A 15,784-nucleotide genomic window follows, 5' to 3' on the forward strand; every position below is an offset into this window, starting at 1 on the left:
TATTATAAAACATGGAAATGTATTGTAATGATGCAGTACGACATTTCCATACATCATTCAGACAGCTAATGACAAAAACGTTCCATAGAATTCTCTCCATACCAACATTGGAGAGAAATTATGAAGCAATATCGAAACCTATTATTAGCCTTACCGTTGATTGTACTAGCGGGGTGTAACTCTAGCTCGAACGGGACTCATAAAGCGAAAGTGAACAAGCCTGTCGCGGATTACAAATTCACTGAAGATGCTTTGAAAGAGACAGTGAGTGATCGCATGGATTTTTTTGAGGGGATTAGGCTTACCTTTGATGGGGCCGTCTATGAAACGACAGAGTTCTCTGAGGGTTTTGGTAGTGATGAAGTATTGGCAAAGCTTGTGGACAGCAATGGAAACAAAGTCGATGTTCTTCTCAGTGTTGATAATGGAAGTTGCTTTGTTTTACCGAAAAATGGTGTGCTAGATGGTTTCGACTGTCGTAGCGACAAACGAACGGTTTCTGGTGAGCAGACATTAATTCAATCACAAACACAAAATGGCAAGCAAGAAGTGCTGCTTGAGTATTACACCAATGGAATCGAAGAGATTGGATCGATCGGTTCAACAATCTTGACGGCTGTAGAGCGAGATGGGCGAGTTGATATAACGACAACTTTCGCCTTTGATGACTTTTTCCGCTTAGCAGGGCTGAATAGCGATGGCAGTAGAGCAAATTCGACTCTCGGTCTCACGACCTATTTGCAGTTAAAAGAGATTGTAAAAAGCCATATTGGTCAAGAAATGACGGTGAAGTTCGATAACCATATTGGCGGAAGTGCTGACGATGACATTAACATGTATACGGGTCTATTGATCCACAAAAACAACATGCACACTGTAGTTACAAAGAATGGCTCAGTGTTCTCAGGCGGTACCGATCTATTTGCCGCTGGAAAAACGCGTACACTGCAGCGTGCGAAGCAGTTGGATAACTTTGAAACGTTGGAGCAAATCGGTGTTCACAGTTGGGGTTCGGCTGATAAGACAGCGAAAGATTTCCCATACACAGATGAGAGTCACCGCAAGCAAGCGACCTACTTCAACACAGTCATGGGTGATAAGGGCATAGATTTCTACCTGTTTACTCTCGACTCTGCACCATTTAATGGACAGCACTGGATAACCAAAGCGGATTCAGATAAGTATCAATTCATCACTAACATTGAGTAGTGAGGATAAAACGCAGTGACGTCATTTGGCGTCACTGTTTATTTTGCAACTATTGCCATCACAGCGTGATACGCCAGTTAGCCAATAAGAAATCTTGTAGCGATTATTGGCGAATCGCAAGTAACACCAGTCAGCCAGAGGCCTAACCAGTGGCCAGCGCAGTGGAGCGTACAACCACCCTTTACTTACCAAACTCCAAGCTTGATGCGTCACGTCTAATCCCAAGATCAACTCACCTTTATCATTCACAGCATGCAAAATGGTGTTGGCTGCGTTGGCGTCTATGTTCGGATATTGAGAAAATTCATCACTGTAAATATCAACGGTCTTAATGGTGGTTTTAGTATCGTGTTTAGTTAGAGCGGCCATCTCTTTCGAGCATAGTGGGCAAGTCCCGTCATAAAAAATCGTCAGTTTTGGCTTTGCCTCATGAGCGTTCATTCTCTCGCTTCCTTCTATTTACCAATAATTAAAGAATAACTTAGTTATTGGTACTCCTTAACAGACTGTCCAGATCACTATCTTACTGTGTTTAAAGGAAAAGGTGTGGACGTTGAACAATATGTCTGCATTTTGAAGTTAAATTCACGATGGTAGATCAAAAAAACCTTTAACTTACATTATGTTAGCTTGTGGCGTGATTCATGCCTCTTGAACTCTGCTATTCACCATCTGCGCCTTAATTTAGTGGGCTTAAACAGAAAGGCGATGATGGTTTACATGGAGGCAGGATATGAAAGGCATAAAATACTTACTCAGTATTGCACTGTTGATGGTTACCCCATATTACGTTGGGGCGACGGTCGACGTGTTGGAGCTTGATGGGGACGCATCAAGTACTGACACTGGCATTGACTGGGATGACGTCAACGTTCAGCAAAATATGGTAGGAATCGCGGAGTTTTTCCAAAAAGATAGAAATGGTGCGGATGAAATCTTTTGGAAAGGTGGTTCTAAGGATGACTCAGATATTACCGACTGGGCATTCAGGACTGCATCCCCGCAACCTAAGGATGACTTCACCAATGGTTACGCGGCAGCGTTTGAGAGCGAAGGGGATCTATTGATCTATTTCGGGGCAGATCGTTATGCGAATAATGGTGATATGTACATAGGCTTTTGGTTTTTACAAGATCAAATAGGCTTACCACAAGGAAGCACTAAGGGCAGCTTCTCTGGTCAGCATGTCAATGGGGACATTCTGGTACTGATTTCTTTTCCTCAATCGGCATCGGGAAATCCATACATTGAAGTTCTGCAGTGGGATTTTGGTAATGGTGATGTGACAGACAACTTAACTCGTTTATTCCAAACGGCTGGTGACCCTAAATCTGCCGGTTTTGTCGGTGCTCGCTGCGGAAGTGGAGCGGTTGGAGTGGATAAGATCTGTGCAATATCTAACGATCCCTCTATTGGAGCGATTCCACTGCCTAATGTTGCGGGTTGGGAATATGAAGCGAAAACAGGCGAAACAACCGAGATTCCTATTGAAAGTTTTGTTGAAGGACGTTTGAACTTAACCAAACTTCTGCAAGATGACTTTGGTGTCACCCAAATTCCTTGTTTCAGTAGTTTCTTAGTTGAATCACGCGCCTCTCGATCGATTGATGCTTCGCTAGCCGACTTTGTTGTTGGTTCATTTAGTTTGTGTAGTATCAATGTAGCAGCGCAATGTAATACTTCATCCATTACCGTGGATGGTAACTTCAACATTGACTACACAGTGACAGTGACGAATTCAGGGCCGGGTACGCTAGGTACTACGGGTAACTACGAAATTGATTTTATCTCTGACGTCGCTTTGGCGGGTGTGATTCCTCAAATCGGCAATGATGGAGACGGAGTTTGGAGCGTTGGTGAGTCGTTTATGGTGAGTGGCAGTTATCTGTCTCCGACCAACGGCGCTGTGGGTACTGTAGATGGCTCTGTCAATCTTGATGGATTGATTGTTTCCGCTCAAGAACCCGTCGCTTATAACTGTCCGCCGCTCGATCTCAGCCCTATGGTCGAGATCTCTAAAGCGTGTAATAGCTTCTTAGAGGTTGAGGGCAATCAAGTTGTATTGAAGAAAACATACAATGTTGAGATCTGTAATACGGGTGACATACCTCTAGCAATTGAGGCGTTGAGTGACAATCAAGACGGTTCTCTTGATCGAAACGACCTTCCTGCTGATGTTATCAATGCCAATTACTACCTCGACTTTGCGAAGCAATGTGATGGCTTAGCGGATGTGACCAGTTGTGGTGTCGGTAACACGTGTGCAGCTTTGAACGACTCGCCAGAATTGTATGGTTGTAAAGATGGCAGTGGTGATTGGATTCCAAACTTCGATGACGCGATAGGACAAGTGTGTACGACAGTGACCAACACATATGCTCCTAATGTGTTGCCAGGTGGAGTCAATGGCATGCTATCTAATCAGGTCACCGCAACGTTTGATTCTCTATTCTTGCAAGAAGCATTTATGGAGACATCCAACATAGCGACATGTGATGTGTGCCCATTCGTTGAATAACAAACCTGAATGAAAAGGCAGCCGAACGTTCGGCTGCCTTTTTAGTTGCGTATCCCGTTTAAATCATAGGCTCTGTATCAAGAATCGATTCTGTTTTAATGACCAATGCTGTTTCAATACCCAACGTCGTTTAATAACTAATGCGGTGCAGTTTGAGCAGTTTGTATAGAGTGGTTCGTGAGATGTCCAAAGCACGAGCGGTCGCTGAAATGTTGTAGTGTTGTTGTTCGATAGTTTGTTTGATGTGCTCTGCGGTTAACGTATCTTCCACCAAGTTACTGCTGTGTGGTTCCTTAAATGCAAGCTGCATATGTCGAGTTTCAAGGCGTGAGTGATCAGCGTAAACCACCGCTCTTTTCACGGCGTTAAATAGCTCCCGAATATTTCCCGGCCATTGATATTGTTTAAGCGTACTGAGTGTTTTTCTCGAGATGGAAAAGTGGCTGGCGTGATTTTTCTGGAGTTCGAAATGCACTAGCGCCTCGATGTCTTCACGATGTTCTGATAGTGGCGGGATATCAAGGTTTAGGACATTAATTCGATGGAAAAGGTCTTTCCTGAATCGACCAGCAGCCACGGCTTGTTCAAGGTTGATATTAGTGGCAAACAGAACTCGGCAATTTATCGCGATTTGCTTGTTACTGCCTAAGCGTTCAATGTGATGATTCTCTAGAAAGTGCAGTAGATACGTTTGCAGCGAGAGTTCTAGATCCCCGATTTCATCCAAGAACAGCGTGCCATTTTGTGCGCGCTCCACGTGACCGATATAGCGCTTCGCCGCGCCAGTGAACGCGCCCTTCTCATAGCCGAAAAGCTCTGAATGAATTAGAGAGTGAGGGATAGCGCCACAGTTCAAGGCGACAAACGGTTGATGTTTACGCGGTGATTGGTTGTGGATCATTCTTGCGCATAAGCTTTTTCCCGTTCCGGTTTCACCCTGAATCAAAACGGGGTAAGTTGAATGAGCAACCTTATCTATTTGCGCTTTTATATCTTGAATGACGCTTGATTCGCCAATCAATCGGTAACGTTTTTCTCTTTCAGTTAGGTGGTGTTTTACGGGCTCACCATCGGTCATGCCCAATAAGTGCCCTAAGCTTTTGGCAAGCCACTTTGCATCTATCGGGTGGTGGAAATAGTCCCAAAAGCAGTGATGAATAAATGAAAGGTTACGGGAAGGCTTGTCATTAAAAATACCTATCAAGCCGAGGTTCGAAAACCTCTGTTTAAGCATAATGAGAGACTGACAGGTTGCATTGGTGACGGGCTCATCAAGGCACACAATAACAACCGGTATTTTGTGTGTTTCTAACACGTTAGTTAGGGCGTCCATGGTGTTTACCTTGACGATGTCCCAATGCTCACGTCGTAACGAATCTACCCAATCATGAAGCAAGGTATGATTGCCATGACAAAGTACGACAGCGCATCGTCTGTCTTTTTGTTCGGTTGACATCTGCATCATAGGTTCGCTTTACTTATATTTGCCCTCTCTAATAGTAGATTGGAAGTCCTCGTATTTCTATTAATGATATTATTGTCATTATTGCGTGTTGTTTATAATAAGTAAGATAAGTCGTTGGAGTGAAGAGAGTATGTCGAAGCAAATTGTATGGTTGGTTCTTCCGTTAGTGGCTTTGCTAGGTGGTTGTGCAAGCTATAGCATCACTGAAAAGGATATGACCGATTACTTGCAAGAGTCAGTGGAAATCAACCAATCCGTTGGTGTCGAAAATATGATGTATGCGCAGGTTGCAGTCGAAGATTTGCAAGTAAAAATTGGGCGAGCAGATGCCGATCGCGTGTCCATCTTTGCGAATACCAATGCGCAGGTTCAGGTATTCAATATGCAAAATCTTGGGCTAGACCTGGATATCGAGTTCAGCGCTGTCCCTGAATATGACAAAGAAAGTGGGGAAGTGTACTTAAAATCACTGCGTTTAGAAAACTTCAATGAAAACGGTAAACAGCTGCCTGAAAATATCGCTAATCTATTGCAACCCGCCGTGTCCATGATTGGATTGGCACTGTCTCAACAACCTGTCTATAAACTTGACGGTGCTAAAGTACAGGAAGCGCTTTTGAAGTCAGCGGAGCCGAATCTGGTTATTCAAAACAACAAGCTAGTCATAGAGTTGTTTGATTAAGTCTGCTGGCAAGTGAGGTGATCCTCCTTAAATAGGTTTAGAGGCAGAGCGGTATAGAATCAAAGATAAAGCGGGATCATCTTACGCCAATAACGTCCTCGATGCGCTCTTCCGTCCCACTCATACATTCGATGTTTAATACCTTTCTGATTCAAAATACGACTGAGCTGGTGGTTGTTTTGTAAGAAAGGATCTTCCTTACCGATTGCAAAAACAATGTCACTGTTCCTAATTTGGGTGAGTTGATCGGATGGTGGCAAACCCGGTAGGAAATGAGTTGGAGTGTGGTAGTAGATTTCATCATTGTACTGGCCGTCAAAAAGATCTCGAAACGACTCGGTGCTCCAAGTGAGGTCATAGCGACCAGAGAACGCGACCAGTTTTTGGAATAGATGAGGGTGGCGGAAAAATAGGGTGGCGGCGTGATAGGCTCCTAATGAGCACCCGTGTGAAATGGTGCAAGGATGGCTGTTTTTTTTGGCCATCAGTGGCAGAACCTCTCGTAATATGTATTCTTCGTACTGACAATGGCGATGCATTCGGCCAAATGGATGCGCCCAAAAACAGTACATGCTTTCGGTATCAATACTGTCTACACAGTAGAGTTGCAGTTGACCAGCGTTGATTTTCTCGGCAACGGAATCGACCAATCCTAAATTCTCATACTCATAGAAACGTCCTGTGCGTGTTGGAAAGACCAAGACTTTCGCACCTGCATGACCAAAGATGAGCAACTCCATATTACGATTGAGGTTAGGGCTCCACCATTTGTGGTACTCACGATTCATCGCAATTCCCCAACGTTTTAAAGAAGGCTTCGACGTTCTTACGCAGTTCACGACGCTGTTTACCTTCTCCTCGGTAAATAAAGTGACCAGCTTCTAATACAAACAGTTCTTTATCACCTTTGCAGGCGTTATAAGCACTGAATTGACCGGGAGGAGCAACATAAGGGTCGAAGAGTGCCACCCCCCAATGAGAGGGTTGTGTAATGAACTTAGCGGCACATGAGGTATCGAAATAGGGAAGATTGCGCGCAAGCAGTGCTTGATTGCCAAAGTCGATGAGTGCTTGTGTACTGCCGATGGTTGGCATCGTTAGTCTGAGTGCGATGTTGCCAAACGTTGGAACATGGAAGTGACAACGTTTAATGCGCTTATCAAAGGCGCTGGCAAAGATAGCAAGGCCGCCGCCTAAGCTGTTACCTATCATACCGATTTTGTATTTAAGGTTTGGGTACAGCGTCAGTAGCGCAGAGATACCACACCACAAATCTTGAACGCATCCGCCGATGATGTAGTGTTCTCAATCTTGAACGTTGTGTAGCACATGCCAGTAGGGATCGTCAGAGATTGGGTGATGTTGGCTGCGGCTGATTCCACGTACACATGGAACTAACATGGCCGTGTGCCTTAACTTCCAACTGGTATCTGGTTCATCAAGTCCGCCGTAACCATGCGCCCAAACTACAGCACAGTGGATCTCTTCTTTTTCTGGTAGTAACAACCACCCACCGATTCTCATGCCGTCGGTTGAGTTGTAGTAGCAATCAAATACACGCCAGTGATTCACAATTCGCCCAGTGTCTTGCAAGCTGACATAGGGCGTTACCTGCATAGCGCGCTCATATTTTTGTTGCCAAAAGTACGCGAAGTCGGCTGGTGTGGAGCTAGATTCAACTTGTAACAGTTGGTCTAAGTCGTATCCATAGGTCGGGTCGAAGTCGTAATTATGTCTAAGAGTCACTGGCATCTCGCTACGGTTATCAGCGTGGAAAGAAAAACGTTAACTACTTAATATTACATGCTTATTGCGAACGCATTGTTTGAGCTAGACCACAACTCAATTGAGCAATGTATGCATCTAGCCCCTTATTGTTTTATAGACTATTAGTTGGTTATTTAGAGATAAAAAGCGTGAAATGACCCTTAAAGGCTGCAATTTATGGAGTTACTGGGGGAGTTGATAAGGAAGGTTTAATGAAAAAGTCGCCGTAGAGGGCGACTTTTTGGTAAAGCTCGATGTATTGTGCTGACGATTTAATTATGGTTATTGCGTTTTTTGGAAAGGTTTTAATAGTTGCTTTCCGAAGACGTTAATTAATGCACCTGTCACGATTAATCCACCACCTAGGTAGGTCCAAATGGATGGAACTTCATTGAATAGCCACACCCCAAGCAGTGCCGAAAAGACAATCTGTACATAGGAGTAGGCTGAGGCTTTGCCTGCTGCTTGAGTCTGCATTGCTTTCGTCAGTCCATATTGTCCAATTTGCGTAAACACACCGACTAGTACGAGCATGATAGTGATAAAGAAGCTTGGCCATACAAAGTCATTCCAAATCAATGCGATTGATACCGGCAAAGCCACCATAGGGAAGTAGAGGATGATCACTGAGCTATCTTCGGTTTGACTGAGCTTACGCACGATCACGTAGGCAATTGAGCTACCAAACGCACCAATTAGCGCGACCATGATGCTAAACAGAGGCAGCTCGTTGCTAATGTCGCTGTTCATATTTGGTTGAACCATGACAAACAGACCCGCAAGACAAAACGCGATACAGATCATGGTTGAGGTTTGCACACGCTCTTTGAGAAAAAGAACGCCAAGTAGGGCAGTGAATACGGGGTGCACGTATTGAAGAATGGTCGCTTCCGCCAGAGGCAGTGTTGTTACTGCATAGTAAACACACATCAGTGCTGCGGTACCTACGGCACCTCTCACAAACAACAGAGGCTTGTTGTTACCCCAAACAGAGATTCCTTTACGTCTCACATCAACATAACTAATTATAAGAGAGACCAGAGCCCTAGCCGCGACAATTTCAAAGACGGGGATACCGTAGTTGCTCACGTACTTTACGCACGCGGACATCAGTGCAAAGCCTAATGCGGAGAGCAACATAAAGCGAACCCCAACGGGGATGAATGAAAATGATATTGAAGGCATAGGGTCGTCTTTGTGAGTGATAGAAGAGCTGAAACCGAATCATACCCTAATTGCGTTTGGTTAACGTAAGCGAATTGAAAATTATTCTTTTTCTTTACTCTTGTAGTTGTAGTTGTAGTTGTAGTTTTACAGTCATAATAAATTATGCAACTCTTTTTATAGTAATGCTGCATATAATGATAAGGGAAGACTTTTAAGGAGAGCGAAATGGATCACAGCGAACGGTTTTATGAGAGCTTTCAACGATGCCGAATCGATCAAGAGTTTTTGGAAGTGTTCCTCAGTGACTTCTGTGAACATAATCCAAGGTTTTCTGAGCGGTTTGCCAGCGTTGGGTTAGAAGAGCAAACCAAAATGCTCAAGGCATCGATCATCTTAATCTACAATTCTGCATCTTTGCCCAGTGTTCGTAATTCGGTGAAAAACCTGGGTAGACGCCATAAGAACTTAGGCCTCAATATCTCTGAAGATGAGCTTAATGCTTGGTTTGACGCGCTGCTCAATACCGTGAAAAAGTTCGATCCCTTGTACGATGAGAGCGTGGATGCGGCATGGACAGAAACGCTGAGATTAGGATTGAGCATTATGAAGAAAGAGTGTGTTGTCTAAATCAAATAAGCCTCGTGTTTCACGAGGCTTAATCAAGGGTAACAGGGGGCTCGATTAGAAGGTAAAGCCCGTCTGGATACCAAATACAGAATCGGTGGTGTACCAACTGCTTGAACCACCAAACTCGTACCAGTCAAACCCTATACGAGTAAGCAATTTAGAGTGACCAAATACCGGTTTTGTTGACTTGTACTCTGCGCCAATACCATAAGTTAATCCAAGATCACCATGAGAGCCTTTCTTTACTTCAGTACCTTGATTCGAGCTAAACGTGAGCTTGGTATCTGAGTGTGAGTAGAGCGCTCCAACTTTACCAAAAATAGCGAAGTTGTTGCTGAAGTTGTGCTTGTACATTGGTGCTATTGAGAGCATCAATGTATCGAACTTTTCTTTTCGGTGTACCGTGTCGTTACCGGAGTTATAGCTCGATTTTTCATCTACACTAATCGCAAGCAATGTCGAATCGATATACCAGTTGCTTTGCATGATTTGGCTTCCGAAAGTAAATTGACCGCCCACATCACTACTATCGATACCTACCCCGCCTAACGCATACATTTCATTTGATGCTACCGCTGAAGTTGATGCTATAACACACATCGCTAAGACTAACTTTTTCATTGTTTTCTCTCTGGTTGATAAATTTCGGGGGAGGATTCTAGCGGCATTTTGAAAATAAAAAACACCGTTCAAATTGAATTAAGAATGATTAAATATCTCAATACAAAGTCGGGTGGTTTCAAAGGCTCAAAATATGTTTTTTTAGATGAAGTGATTTGTGTTCGATGCTTGTTAAGCTTTTGAATATTAGTGTTTTAGCGATTTTTTATATCACTTAATGCGGGATGGTAAGCTCTAGTAAATCGGTTATTACTAGAGCTTGAAGAGGCTTGAAATCGGATAGGTTTAATTAAAATTAAACGCTCGGTTGGGTGATCTGTCAGTGTTAAACTCATCGATAAGTTAGAAGCGATTTAAAAATGAGCAGCCCAACCGACTAAGAACCCTTGAGACGCGGTGTCGTAGCTAAATGTCCCCGGGTTACTGTAGTCCACCCAGGTTGATTTATAGGCAATATTTAAGTCAGACCAATCGTTAATCTGGTAGCGTGTGCCCAATAATATCCCCGATGTAAAATCAGTGTCGCTGCCAAAGCCGATATCTATGCTGGCATGAACGTGCCAATCACTATTGAGTTTTTGTGTCCAACGAGCGCCAATGAGATAGTCAATCCAATCTTCATCCAAAGAACGTGAGTTGTTGATCAACCCGCCACTAGAGTAGAGCTTGGTATCGATATCGTTATCCCACCATCGAAAGCCCACCATGTAATCAATCATGCCGAAGTCATACTGGTAACGTTTGAAGCCCTTGGTTTCGAGTACGCCTTGTCGAATGTCGACCTCACCTTTTAAGAGCCCAGCATTACCAACAATTGAGTCAGCTTTACCGCTTAGCTTCATAAAGCTGTAATCGATATAGTAGCCCCATTGATTGTCGTAAATACCTTCCAGCCTGAGCATGGCACCCATATCGAGATGATCCATGATAAAAGAGGGATCGACATCCACATCGGTTGAGAGGTTAGCAATTGAAGTATCGCCTCGAATATTAAGAGCCAGAGCATAGATTTCTATGCTGTGCTGCCACTGCTTTGTTGAATCATGACCTTCGGCGCTTTGAGCCTGACTGATAAAGCTTGTACAGAGAAGAGGAGCAAGTAGGTATTTCCATCGAGCCATATAAATATCCCTATAACGTTCCAATGTATAAATGTGATGTTGAATAACCATGAGTGAACGCAGACTTGCTGGCTATGCAACTTGTTTATTTTTGATTGTAGGCTATGTTTTCAGAAACAGGTCAAATAAAGAGCAATCGCATGAATCCACAGAGTATTTTTCTCATTGTTGCTGCCCTTGGGCTCACGCCCATTGCCCTCTCTTACGGCTACGCGCCAACGGTTTCGCTTGATTATCTTTTCGCTATTGATGCAACCCCAACCAATGTGTCTCATATCTTTAGAGCGGTGATGGGGCTTTATTTAGCTCTGGTACTGTTTTGGCTCGCGGGTGCAATGATTCAAAAATACCGTCTGTCGGCTCTTTATAGCTTGGTCATATTTATGTTGGGTCTCGCTGCAGGGCGAGTATTCAGTTTGGTTGTCGATGGTATGCCACACTGGCTGTTAGTGGTGTATCTAGGGCTTGAAATTGGCTTTGGCCTGGTGGGTATAAAAATGGTTATGAATGAACAGTCTAATAATGCATAAGGAACGAACTATGAAAAGGATGCTTCACTTGCTGTTGATGGTCGTTATGGGAAGCTGGTCTCTGTCTGCTTTCTCGGCTCAAGACAAACCTAACATCTTCGTTATTTTCACCGACGATATTGGTATTTCAAATTTAAGTGCGTATCACAACGGTGTGATGAGCAGTCAGACTCCCAACATTGATAGTATTGCTGAAAAGGGCATGCTACTGACCGATTACTATGCCCAACCTTCTTGTACAGCAGGTCGCTCCGCTTTTTTGACTGGTCAACTGCCTGTTAGAACAGGTATGCATACTGTCGGTTTACCTGGTGGGCCAGTTGGTTTACATGCTGACACGCCAACGCTGCCAGAAATCCTCAAAACCATGGGCTATGTGACAGGTCAGTTTGGTAAAAACCACTTAGGTGACCGTGACGAATTCTTACCGACAATGCACGGCTTTGATGAGTATTGGGGTTGGTTGTATCACTTGAATGCGATGGAATACACCGAAGATCCAGATTGGCCAAAAGACGGTTCGTTGGATGCATTTGCTCCTCGCAATGTGATTTATGCAAAGTCTGATGGCAAGGGTGGGCAAACCATTGAAGATGATGGTGCACTGTCAATCGAGCGTATGCGTACTCTGGACGATGAAGTGAATAAGCACGCGATAAACTTCATTGAACGAGCTGTCGAAGCGGATAAGCCTTTCTTCACTTGGTATTGTCCATCACGTGGTCATGTCTGGACGCATCTTTCTCCTGAATACGAAGCTATGCTTGGCCAAAATGGTTGGGGACTGCAAGAAGTCGTGATGAAAGATCTCGATGATCATGTGGGTGAAATGCTCGCCAAAATGGAGGAGCTCGGCATCGCTGATAACACCATTATCATTTTTACGGCTGACAATGGCCCAGAAATCATGACGTGGCCAGATGGTGGTATGACGCCATATCGCGGAGAAAAAGGGACTACCTGGGAAGGTGGTGTTCGTGCTCCGGCTCTAGTAAGTTGGCCGGGTAAGATCCCTGCAGGTAGTGTGGGCAACGGCATCTTCGATGGTATGGACTGGTTACCAACCCTCGTTGCAGCTGCTGGCGGTCCAGCGGATCTAAAAGAGAAAATGCTGAAAGGTCACGATGGGTTTAAAGCGCACCTCGATGGCTATAACCAAGTTGATATGTTGACGGAGAAGGGTGAGTCAAATCGTAAAGAGATTTACTACTACGAACGTGACAAGCTGCAAGCGGTTCGAGTCGGAGATTGGAAGGCACACTTCGTGGTTCAGAATCATGGTTGGAGTGGTCCAAAAGAGGAGCTTAATGCACCGCTACTGTTCAACTTACGACGCGATCCATATGAGCGAGCGGCAGAAGAGTCGGGTATGTACTTGAAGTGGATGGGGCAAAAAATGTGGGCATTTGGTCCTGCGCAAGCCGCAGTACAACAGCACCTTGCTACCTTCAAAGAGTGGCCACCTAAAACGCCAGAAACCCAACCAGAAAATACCGGTGGTGTGGGTAACTAATTAAGTATCAAAATAAAAAATCCCGCTCTAGATGAGCGGGATTTTTCTAAGAATACGTTATTGACCGGTGTTACTTGAGTGTCGTTTTTCGCTCAATAAACTTCACCGGAACCATCAATTTTACAAGGCTTGTCTCTTGGTCTTGTATCTGGTTTACAACAATCTTCACAGACTCGCGAGCAAGGCGTTTAAAGTCTTGTTTGAAAGTACTCAGTTGATAATTGAGCCATTGCGTTTGCGGGATATCATCAAAACCAATAACTTGTAGATCTTCAGGGATACGTAGGTTGAACTCCAATCGAGCTACGTCCATTACCGCCATCGCAAGGTTATCTGTCGCACAGAAAATGGCTTGTGGTTTAGAGGGTTCCGCAAACAGAGTTCTAATTGTCTCTAGCGCATCAAGGTAGTCATAGTCTGCCTCGACAACGCGCGCTTGTTTGCCCGTTAAGTCTTCAAACTCAGAACAAAAGCCCGACTCGCGCTCGTCATTGGTGTACGTTGGAACGTTACCCGTCAAGTAAACCGCAGAGGTTACGCCACTGTTGTGGAACTGCTGTGCTGCAAGCTGCCCGGCTGCATAGTTGTCACTCACTACATGGCTGCTCTTGGTGCCTTCAACTACACGAGCGTATTGAACAATCGGGATATCGAACTCTTCACACTCTTCATAAAGCGATTTATTGAAGGTTGCAGAGGCAGCGATGACACCATCAACTCGATATTGGAAGATATTCGGGATCGAGTGATTGTCATTGGCATCTACTTGCCACGGAATAAGCACCGCTGAGTAACCCTGCTTTTGTAGCTCAGTCGAGATGAGCTGTAGGGTTTTCATGTGAATTGGGTAATCCGCATCAGGGAAGACCAGACCAATTAACTTAGATTCATTGGTAGTGAGGCTGCGTGCAAAGGCATTCGGGCGATAGTTGAGCGCTTTTGCGGCTTCAAATACTTTTTGCTTGGTCTTTTCAGAAACCGAACTGCCCGGCACAAATACACGAGAAACGGTAGATTGAGAAACGCCAGCCAGTTTAGCGACATCTTTTGAGGTTACGGTTGCTTTGGTTACCGAGGAGTGTTTTGGAGAGTTCATAGACCATGCATTTTAAGCCGAATTAATGGCGTGTAGAGTATCATAAGTAGGTACGTATTCAAAAAGTCAAATCAGTTAAATTCTATGAAAAATAAGGCTTAGGTGAGGTTGTTGGGCAACTAACTGGGTATAACCCAAAAAAGCTCTGCATAGAAGCAGAGCTTTAATTTGAGTGTAATTATCTTATTTGGCAGCAAAGTCCAAAGTTAGAAGTAGTAACGAATACCGGCAGCAAACTGGTCGTCGCTGTTTTCGTATTTCACGCCGTTGTATGAGTCTTTGCCGTTATCAAACTGGTATTCCGTCCATACTAGGAACTTGTTCTTCTTAAAGTGGTATTCAAGACCAGGGATAACTAACTGACGCTCATAGCCGTTTGCGTTGTCGTCTGTATCCGTTAAGTAGTTAACGTTGAAGGTAGGGCGTAAGCCGTTTTCAAAGTGGTAGTAAGTGAAGAATTCAGCACCGCGGTGGTCGTAAAACTCAGATTGGCTGGTGGTTTCCCAGTTTGAACCTTGGCTGTACGTGAAGCCAACGAACAGGCCATTGTTGGTGTAGTTCACACCTAACAAGCCAATGCGTTGTGTATCGCCATTCTTGATGTTTTGAACTCCCGCATCCACATCGTCAAACTCGTTTTGATGGTACGCTAAACCAATGGTTAGCCCATCGGCGATGGTGTACAGAGTTGAAGCGCCAATACCATTTTTCAACGTCACAGTATCTGAGTCGCTCTCGTTGTATCTCTTAGAAACAGATACATCTTCGCGAGTGGTTTGGTAAGTGAAGCCGTATTTCCAGTTGCCGTTGATGTTGTTACGGTAAGTGATTGAGTTTTCAGCTCGGCCCGTACCCGAGGCGATGCCCCAATCAGATAGGTTGTAGTAACCTGAACCACGCGAACCAAATACACGGCCCATATCGGTAAACCATGCTACGTCGTAGAAGGTCGACCATTGCTTGGTACCTGCTGCGATCTTGCCGTATTTATCGTGCTCAACGCCAGCGTATAGAAGTCGGTCGTAAATATTGTTGCCGTTAGCACCAGAGTTATAACCCCATTCGGCATGGCCAAAGCCTGTCCAGTCGTTGTCTAACCCCATTTGACCTTTTAGGCCAAAACGAGAGCTACCGCTGTTCCATTCACCGTTATGGTCGCCACCTTTATCGTGGTAACGAACATCAAAACGGCCATCTAGTGTTAGGCTATCGCCCGCGTCATTGGTAAAAGTATGTGCAGCAAAAGCAGAACCTGAGGTCAGGGCTGTCAGGATCACCGCAGAAAGAATCGACTTTTTCATTGTAATTCTCTTTATTCAGGCCGTAGAAAGCCACCGTGCTTTCAAGCCCGTTATATTAGTAATGGTTTGGTAGGGTGTGCCCATCCGTGAGGCACAAAGTGATTATTATGGGTAGAGCAAGTTGCCGAGGGCGAGAAGGAGCCCTCGGCAGTCATGTCGTCCGAGTG

General features: G+C 44.6%; 16 protein-coding genes. 6 read left to right on the plus strand and 10 right to left on the minus strand.

Annotated features, from left to right (window positions below; translation table 11 throughout):
• Window positions 1-120 precede the first annotated feature (120 nt).
• Entirely contained in the window at window positions 121-1,209 is a 1,089-nt protein-coding gene (locus OCV50_RS04665; RefSeq protein WP_261903818.1) for an alpha/beta hydrolase, read from the plus strand.
• A gap of 21 nt (window positions 1,210-1,230) precedes the next feature.
• Here the strand turns inward: OCV50_RS04665 and OCV50_RS04670 are convergent, their stop codons facing one another.
• A complete protein-coding gene (locus tag OCV50_RS04670; protein WP_261903819.1) occupies window positions 1,231-1,650 on the minus strand; it encodes a thiol-disulfide oxidoreductase DCC family protein in 420 nt (139 codons plus the stop codon).
• A gap of 292 nt (window positions 1,651-1,942) precedes the next feature.
• Here OCV50_RS04670 and OCV50_RS04675 point away from each other — a divergent pair, with 292 nt between their 5' ends.
• Window positions 1,943-3,727, plus strand: coding sequence for a hypothetical protein (locus OCV50_RS04675; protein WP_261903820.1), 1,785 nt, complete (start codon window positions 1,943-1,945; stop codon window positions 3,725-3,727).
• A gap of 130 nt (window positions 3,728-3,857) precedes the next feature.
• Here the strand turns inward: OCV50_RS04675 and OCV50_RS04680 are convergent, their stop codons facing one another.
• Entirely contained in the window at window positions 3,858-5,192 is a 1,335-nt protein-coding gene (locus tag OCV50_RS04680) for a sigma-54 dependent transcriptional regulator (RefSeq protein WP_261903821.1), read from the minus strand.
• Window positions 5,193-5,322: 130 nt separating this feature from the next.
• Between OCV50_RS04680 and OCV50_RS04685 the strand changes: the two genes are divergently transcribed.
• On the plus strand, window positions 5,323-5,874 hold the full coding sequence (locus OCV50_RS04685; protein ID WP_261903822.1) for a DUF1439 domain-containing protein: 552 nt from the start codon (window positions 5,323-5,325) through the stop codon (window positions 5,872-5,874).
• 59 nt (window positions 5,875-5,933) lie between these two features.
• On the opposite strand, the gene OCV50_RS04690 is transcribed toward OCV50_RS04685, so the two are convergent.
• The 4 genes from OCV50_RS04690 to OCV50_RS04705 form a co-directional block, all read right to left on the minus strand.
• Window positions 5,934-6,662, minus strand: a complete 729-nt coding sequence (locus tag OCV50_RS04690) for an esterase family protein (RefSeq protein ID WP_239840516.1) — start codon at window positions 6,660-6,662, stop codon at window positions 5,934-5,936.
• Window positions 6,652-7,146 carry an acetylxylan esterase gene (locus tag OCV50_RS04695; RefSeq protein WP_261903823.1) on the minus strand — a complete coding sequence of 165 codons (495 nt, stop codon included), beginning with the start codon at window positions 7,144-7,146 and terminating at the stop codon, window positions 6,652-6,654. Before OCV50_RS04695 ends, OCV50_RS04690 begins: the two co-directional genes overlap by 11 nt.
• Before the next feature lie 33 nt (window positions 7,147-7,179).
• Window positions 7,180-7,620: an acetylxylan esterase gene (locus OCV50_RS04700; protein ID WP_261903824.1), complete on the minus strand. Its 441-nt coding sequence runs from the start codon at window positions 7,618-7,620 to the stop codon at window positions 7,180-7,182.
• Between the two features lie 303 nt (window positions 7,621-7,923).
• On the minus strand, window positions 7,924-8,826 hold the full coding sequence (locus OCV50_RS04705; protein WP_261903825.1) for a DMT family transporter: 903 nt from the start codon (window positions 8,824-8,826) through the stop codon (window positions 7,924-7,926).
• A gap of 207 nt (window positions 8,827-9,033) precedes the next feature.
• Between OCV50_RS04705 and OCV50_RS04710 the strand changes: the two genes are divergently transcribed.
• Window positions 9,034-9,435, plus strand: coding sequence for a globin family protein (locus OCV50_RS04710; RefSeq protein WP_239840520.1), 402 nt, complete (start codon window positions 9,034-9,036; stop codon window positions 9,433-9,435).
• Between the two features lie 54 nt (window positions 9,436-9,489).
• Here OCV50_RS04710 and OCV50_RS04715 read toward each other — a convergent pair whose 3' ends face one another.
• Both OCV50_RS04715 and OCV50_RS04720 read right to left on the minus strand, forming a co-directional pair.
• Window positions 9,490-10,056 carry an outer membrane beta-barrel protein gene (locus OCV50_RS04715; RefSeq protein ID WP_261903826.1) on the minus strand — a complete coding sequence of 189 codons (567 nt, stop codon included), beginning with the start codon at window positions 10,054-10,056 and terminating at the stop codon, window positions 9,490-9,492.
• A 353-nt stretch (window positions 10,057-10,409) separates the two neighbouring features.
• Window positions 10,410-11,177, minus strand: coding sequence for a hypothetical protein (locus tag OCV50_RS04720; RefSeq protein ID WP_261903827.1), 768 nt, complete (start codon window positions 11,175-11,177; stop codon window positions 10,410-10,412).
• A 140-nt stretch (window positions 11,178-11,317) separates the two neighbouring features.
• Here OCV50_RS04720 and OCV50_RS04725 point away from each other — a divergent pair, with 140 nt between their 5' ends.
• A complete protein-coding gene (locus OCV50_RS04725; protein WP_261903828.1) occupies window positions 11,318-11,707 on the plus strand; it encodes a DUF4345 domain-containing protein in 390 nt (129 codons plus the stop codon).
• A 10-nt stretch (window positions 11,708-11,717) separates the two neighbouring features.
• Window positions 11,718-13,220, plus strand: a complete 1,503-nt coding sequence (locus OCV50_RS04730; RefSeq protein WP_239840524.1) for an arylsulfatase — start codon at window positions 11,718-11,720, stop codon at window positions 13,218-13,220.
• 70 nt (window positions 13,221-13,290) lie between these two features.
• Here the strand turns inward: OCV50_RS04730 and OCV50_RS04735 are convergent, their stop codons facing one another.
• Together OCV50_RS04735 and OCV50_RS04740 are read right to left on the minus strand one after the other, a co-directional pair.
• A complete protein-coding gene (locus OCV50_RS04735) occupies window positions 13,291-14,316 on the minus strand; it encodes a LacI family DNA-binding transcriptional regulator (RefSeq protein WP_261903829.1) in 1,026 nt (341 codons plus the stop codon).
• Window positions 14,317-14,522: 206 nt separating this feature from the next.
• Window positions 14,523-15,617: a porin gene (locus tag OCV50_RS04740; RefSeq protein ID WP_261903830.1), complete on the minus strand. Its 1,095-nt coding sequence runs from the start codon at window positions 15,615-15,617 to the stop codon at window positions 14,523-14,525.
• Window positions 15,618-15,784: the final 167 nt, after the last annotated feature.

It is taken from the genome of Vibrio fortis, assembly GCF_024347475.1.
Lineage (GTDB): Bacteria > Pseudomonadota > Gammaproteobacteria > Enterobacterales > Vibrionaceae > Vibrio > Vibrio fortis.

What these genes read in the sequence shown, in the direction of transcription:
- OCV50_RS04740 (WP_261903830.1), bottom strand. Translation starts at nt 15,617, where the DNA reads ATGAAAAAGTCGATTCTTTCTGCGGTGATCCTGACAGCCCTGACCTCA.
- OCV50_RS04720 (WP_261903827.1), bottom strand. Translation starts at nt 11,177, where the DNA reads ATGGCTCGATGGAAATACCTACTTGCTCCTCTTCTCTGTACAAGCTTT.
- OCV50_RS04675 (WP_261903820.1), top strand. Translation starts at nt 1,943, where the DNA reads ATGAAAGGCATAAAATACTTACTCAGTATTGCACTGTTGATGGTTACC.
- OCV50_RS04725 (WP_261903828.1), top strand. Translation starts at nt 11,318, where the DNA reads ATGAATCCACAGAGTATTTTTCTCATTGTTGCTGCCCTTGGGCTCACG.
- OCV50_RS04715 (WP_261903826.1), bottom strand. Translation starts at nt 10,056, where the DNA reads ATGAAAAAGTTAGTCTTAGCGATGTGTGTTATAGCATCAACTTCAGCG.
- OCV50_RS04710 (WP_239840520.1), top strand. Translation starts at nt 9,034, where the DNA reads ATGGATCACAGCGAACGGTTTTATGAGAGCTTTCAACGATGCCGAATC.
- OCV50_RS04705 (WP_261903825.1), bottom strand. Translation starts at nt 8,826, where the DNA reads ATGCCTTCAATATCATTTTCATTCATCCCCGTTGGGGTTCGCTTTATG.
- OCV50_RS04670 (WP_261903819.1), bottom strand. Translation starts at nt 1,650, where the DNA reads ATGAACGCTCATGAGGCAAAGCCAAAACTGACGATTTTTTATGACGGG.
- OCV50_RS04680 (WP_261903821.1), bottom strand. Translation starts at nt 5,192, where the DNA reads ATGATGCAGATGTCAACCGAACAAAAAGACAGACGATGCGCTGTCGTA.
- OCV50_RS04730 (WP_239840524.1), top strand. Translation starts at nt 11,718, where the DNA reads ATGAAAAGGATGCTTCACTTGCTGTTGATGGTCGTTATGGGAAGCTGG.
- OCV50_RS04735 (WP_261903829.1), bottom strand. Translation starts at nt 14,316, where the DNA reads ATGAACTCTCCAAAACACTCCTCGGTAACCAAAGCAACCGTAACCTCA.
- OCV50_RS04685 (WP_261903822.1), top strand. Translation starts at nt 5,323, where the DNA reads ATGTCGAAGCAAATTGTATGGTTGGTTCTTCCGTTAGTGGCTTTGCTA.
- OCV50_RS04665 (WP_261903818.1), top strand. Translation starts at nt 121, where the DNA reads ATGAAGCAATATCGAAACCTATTATTAGCCTTACCGTTGATTGTACTA.
- OCV50_RS04690 (WP_239840516.1), bottom strand. Translation starts at nt 6,662, where the DNA reads ATGAATCGTGAGTACCACAAATGGTGGAGCCCTAACCTCAATCGTAAT.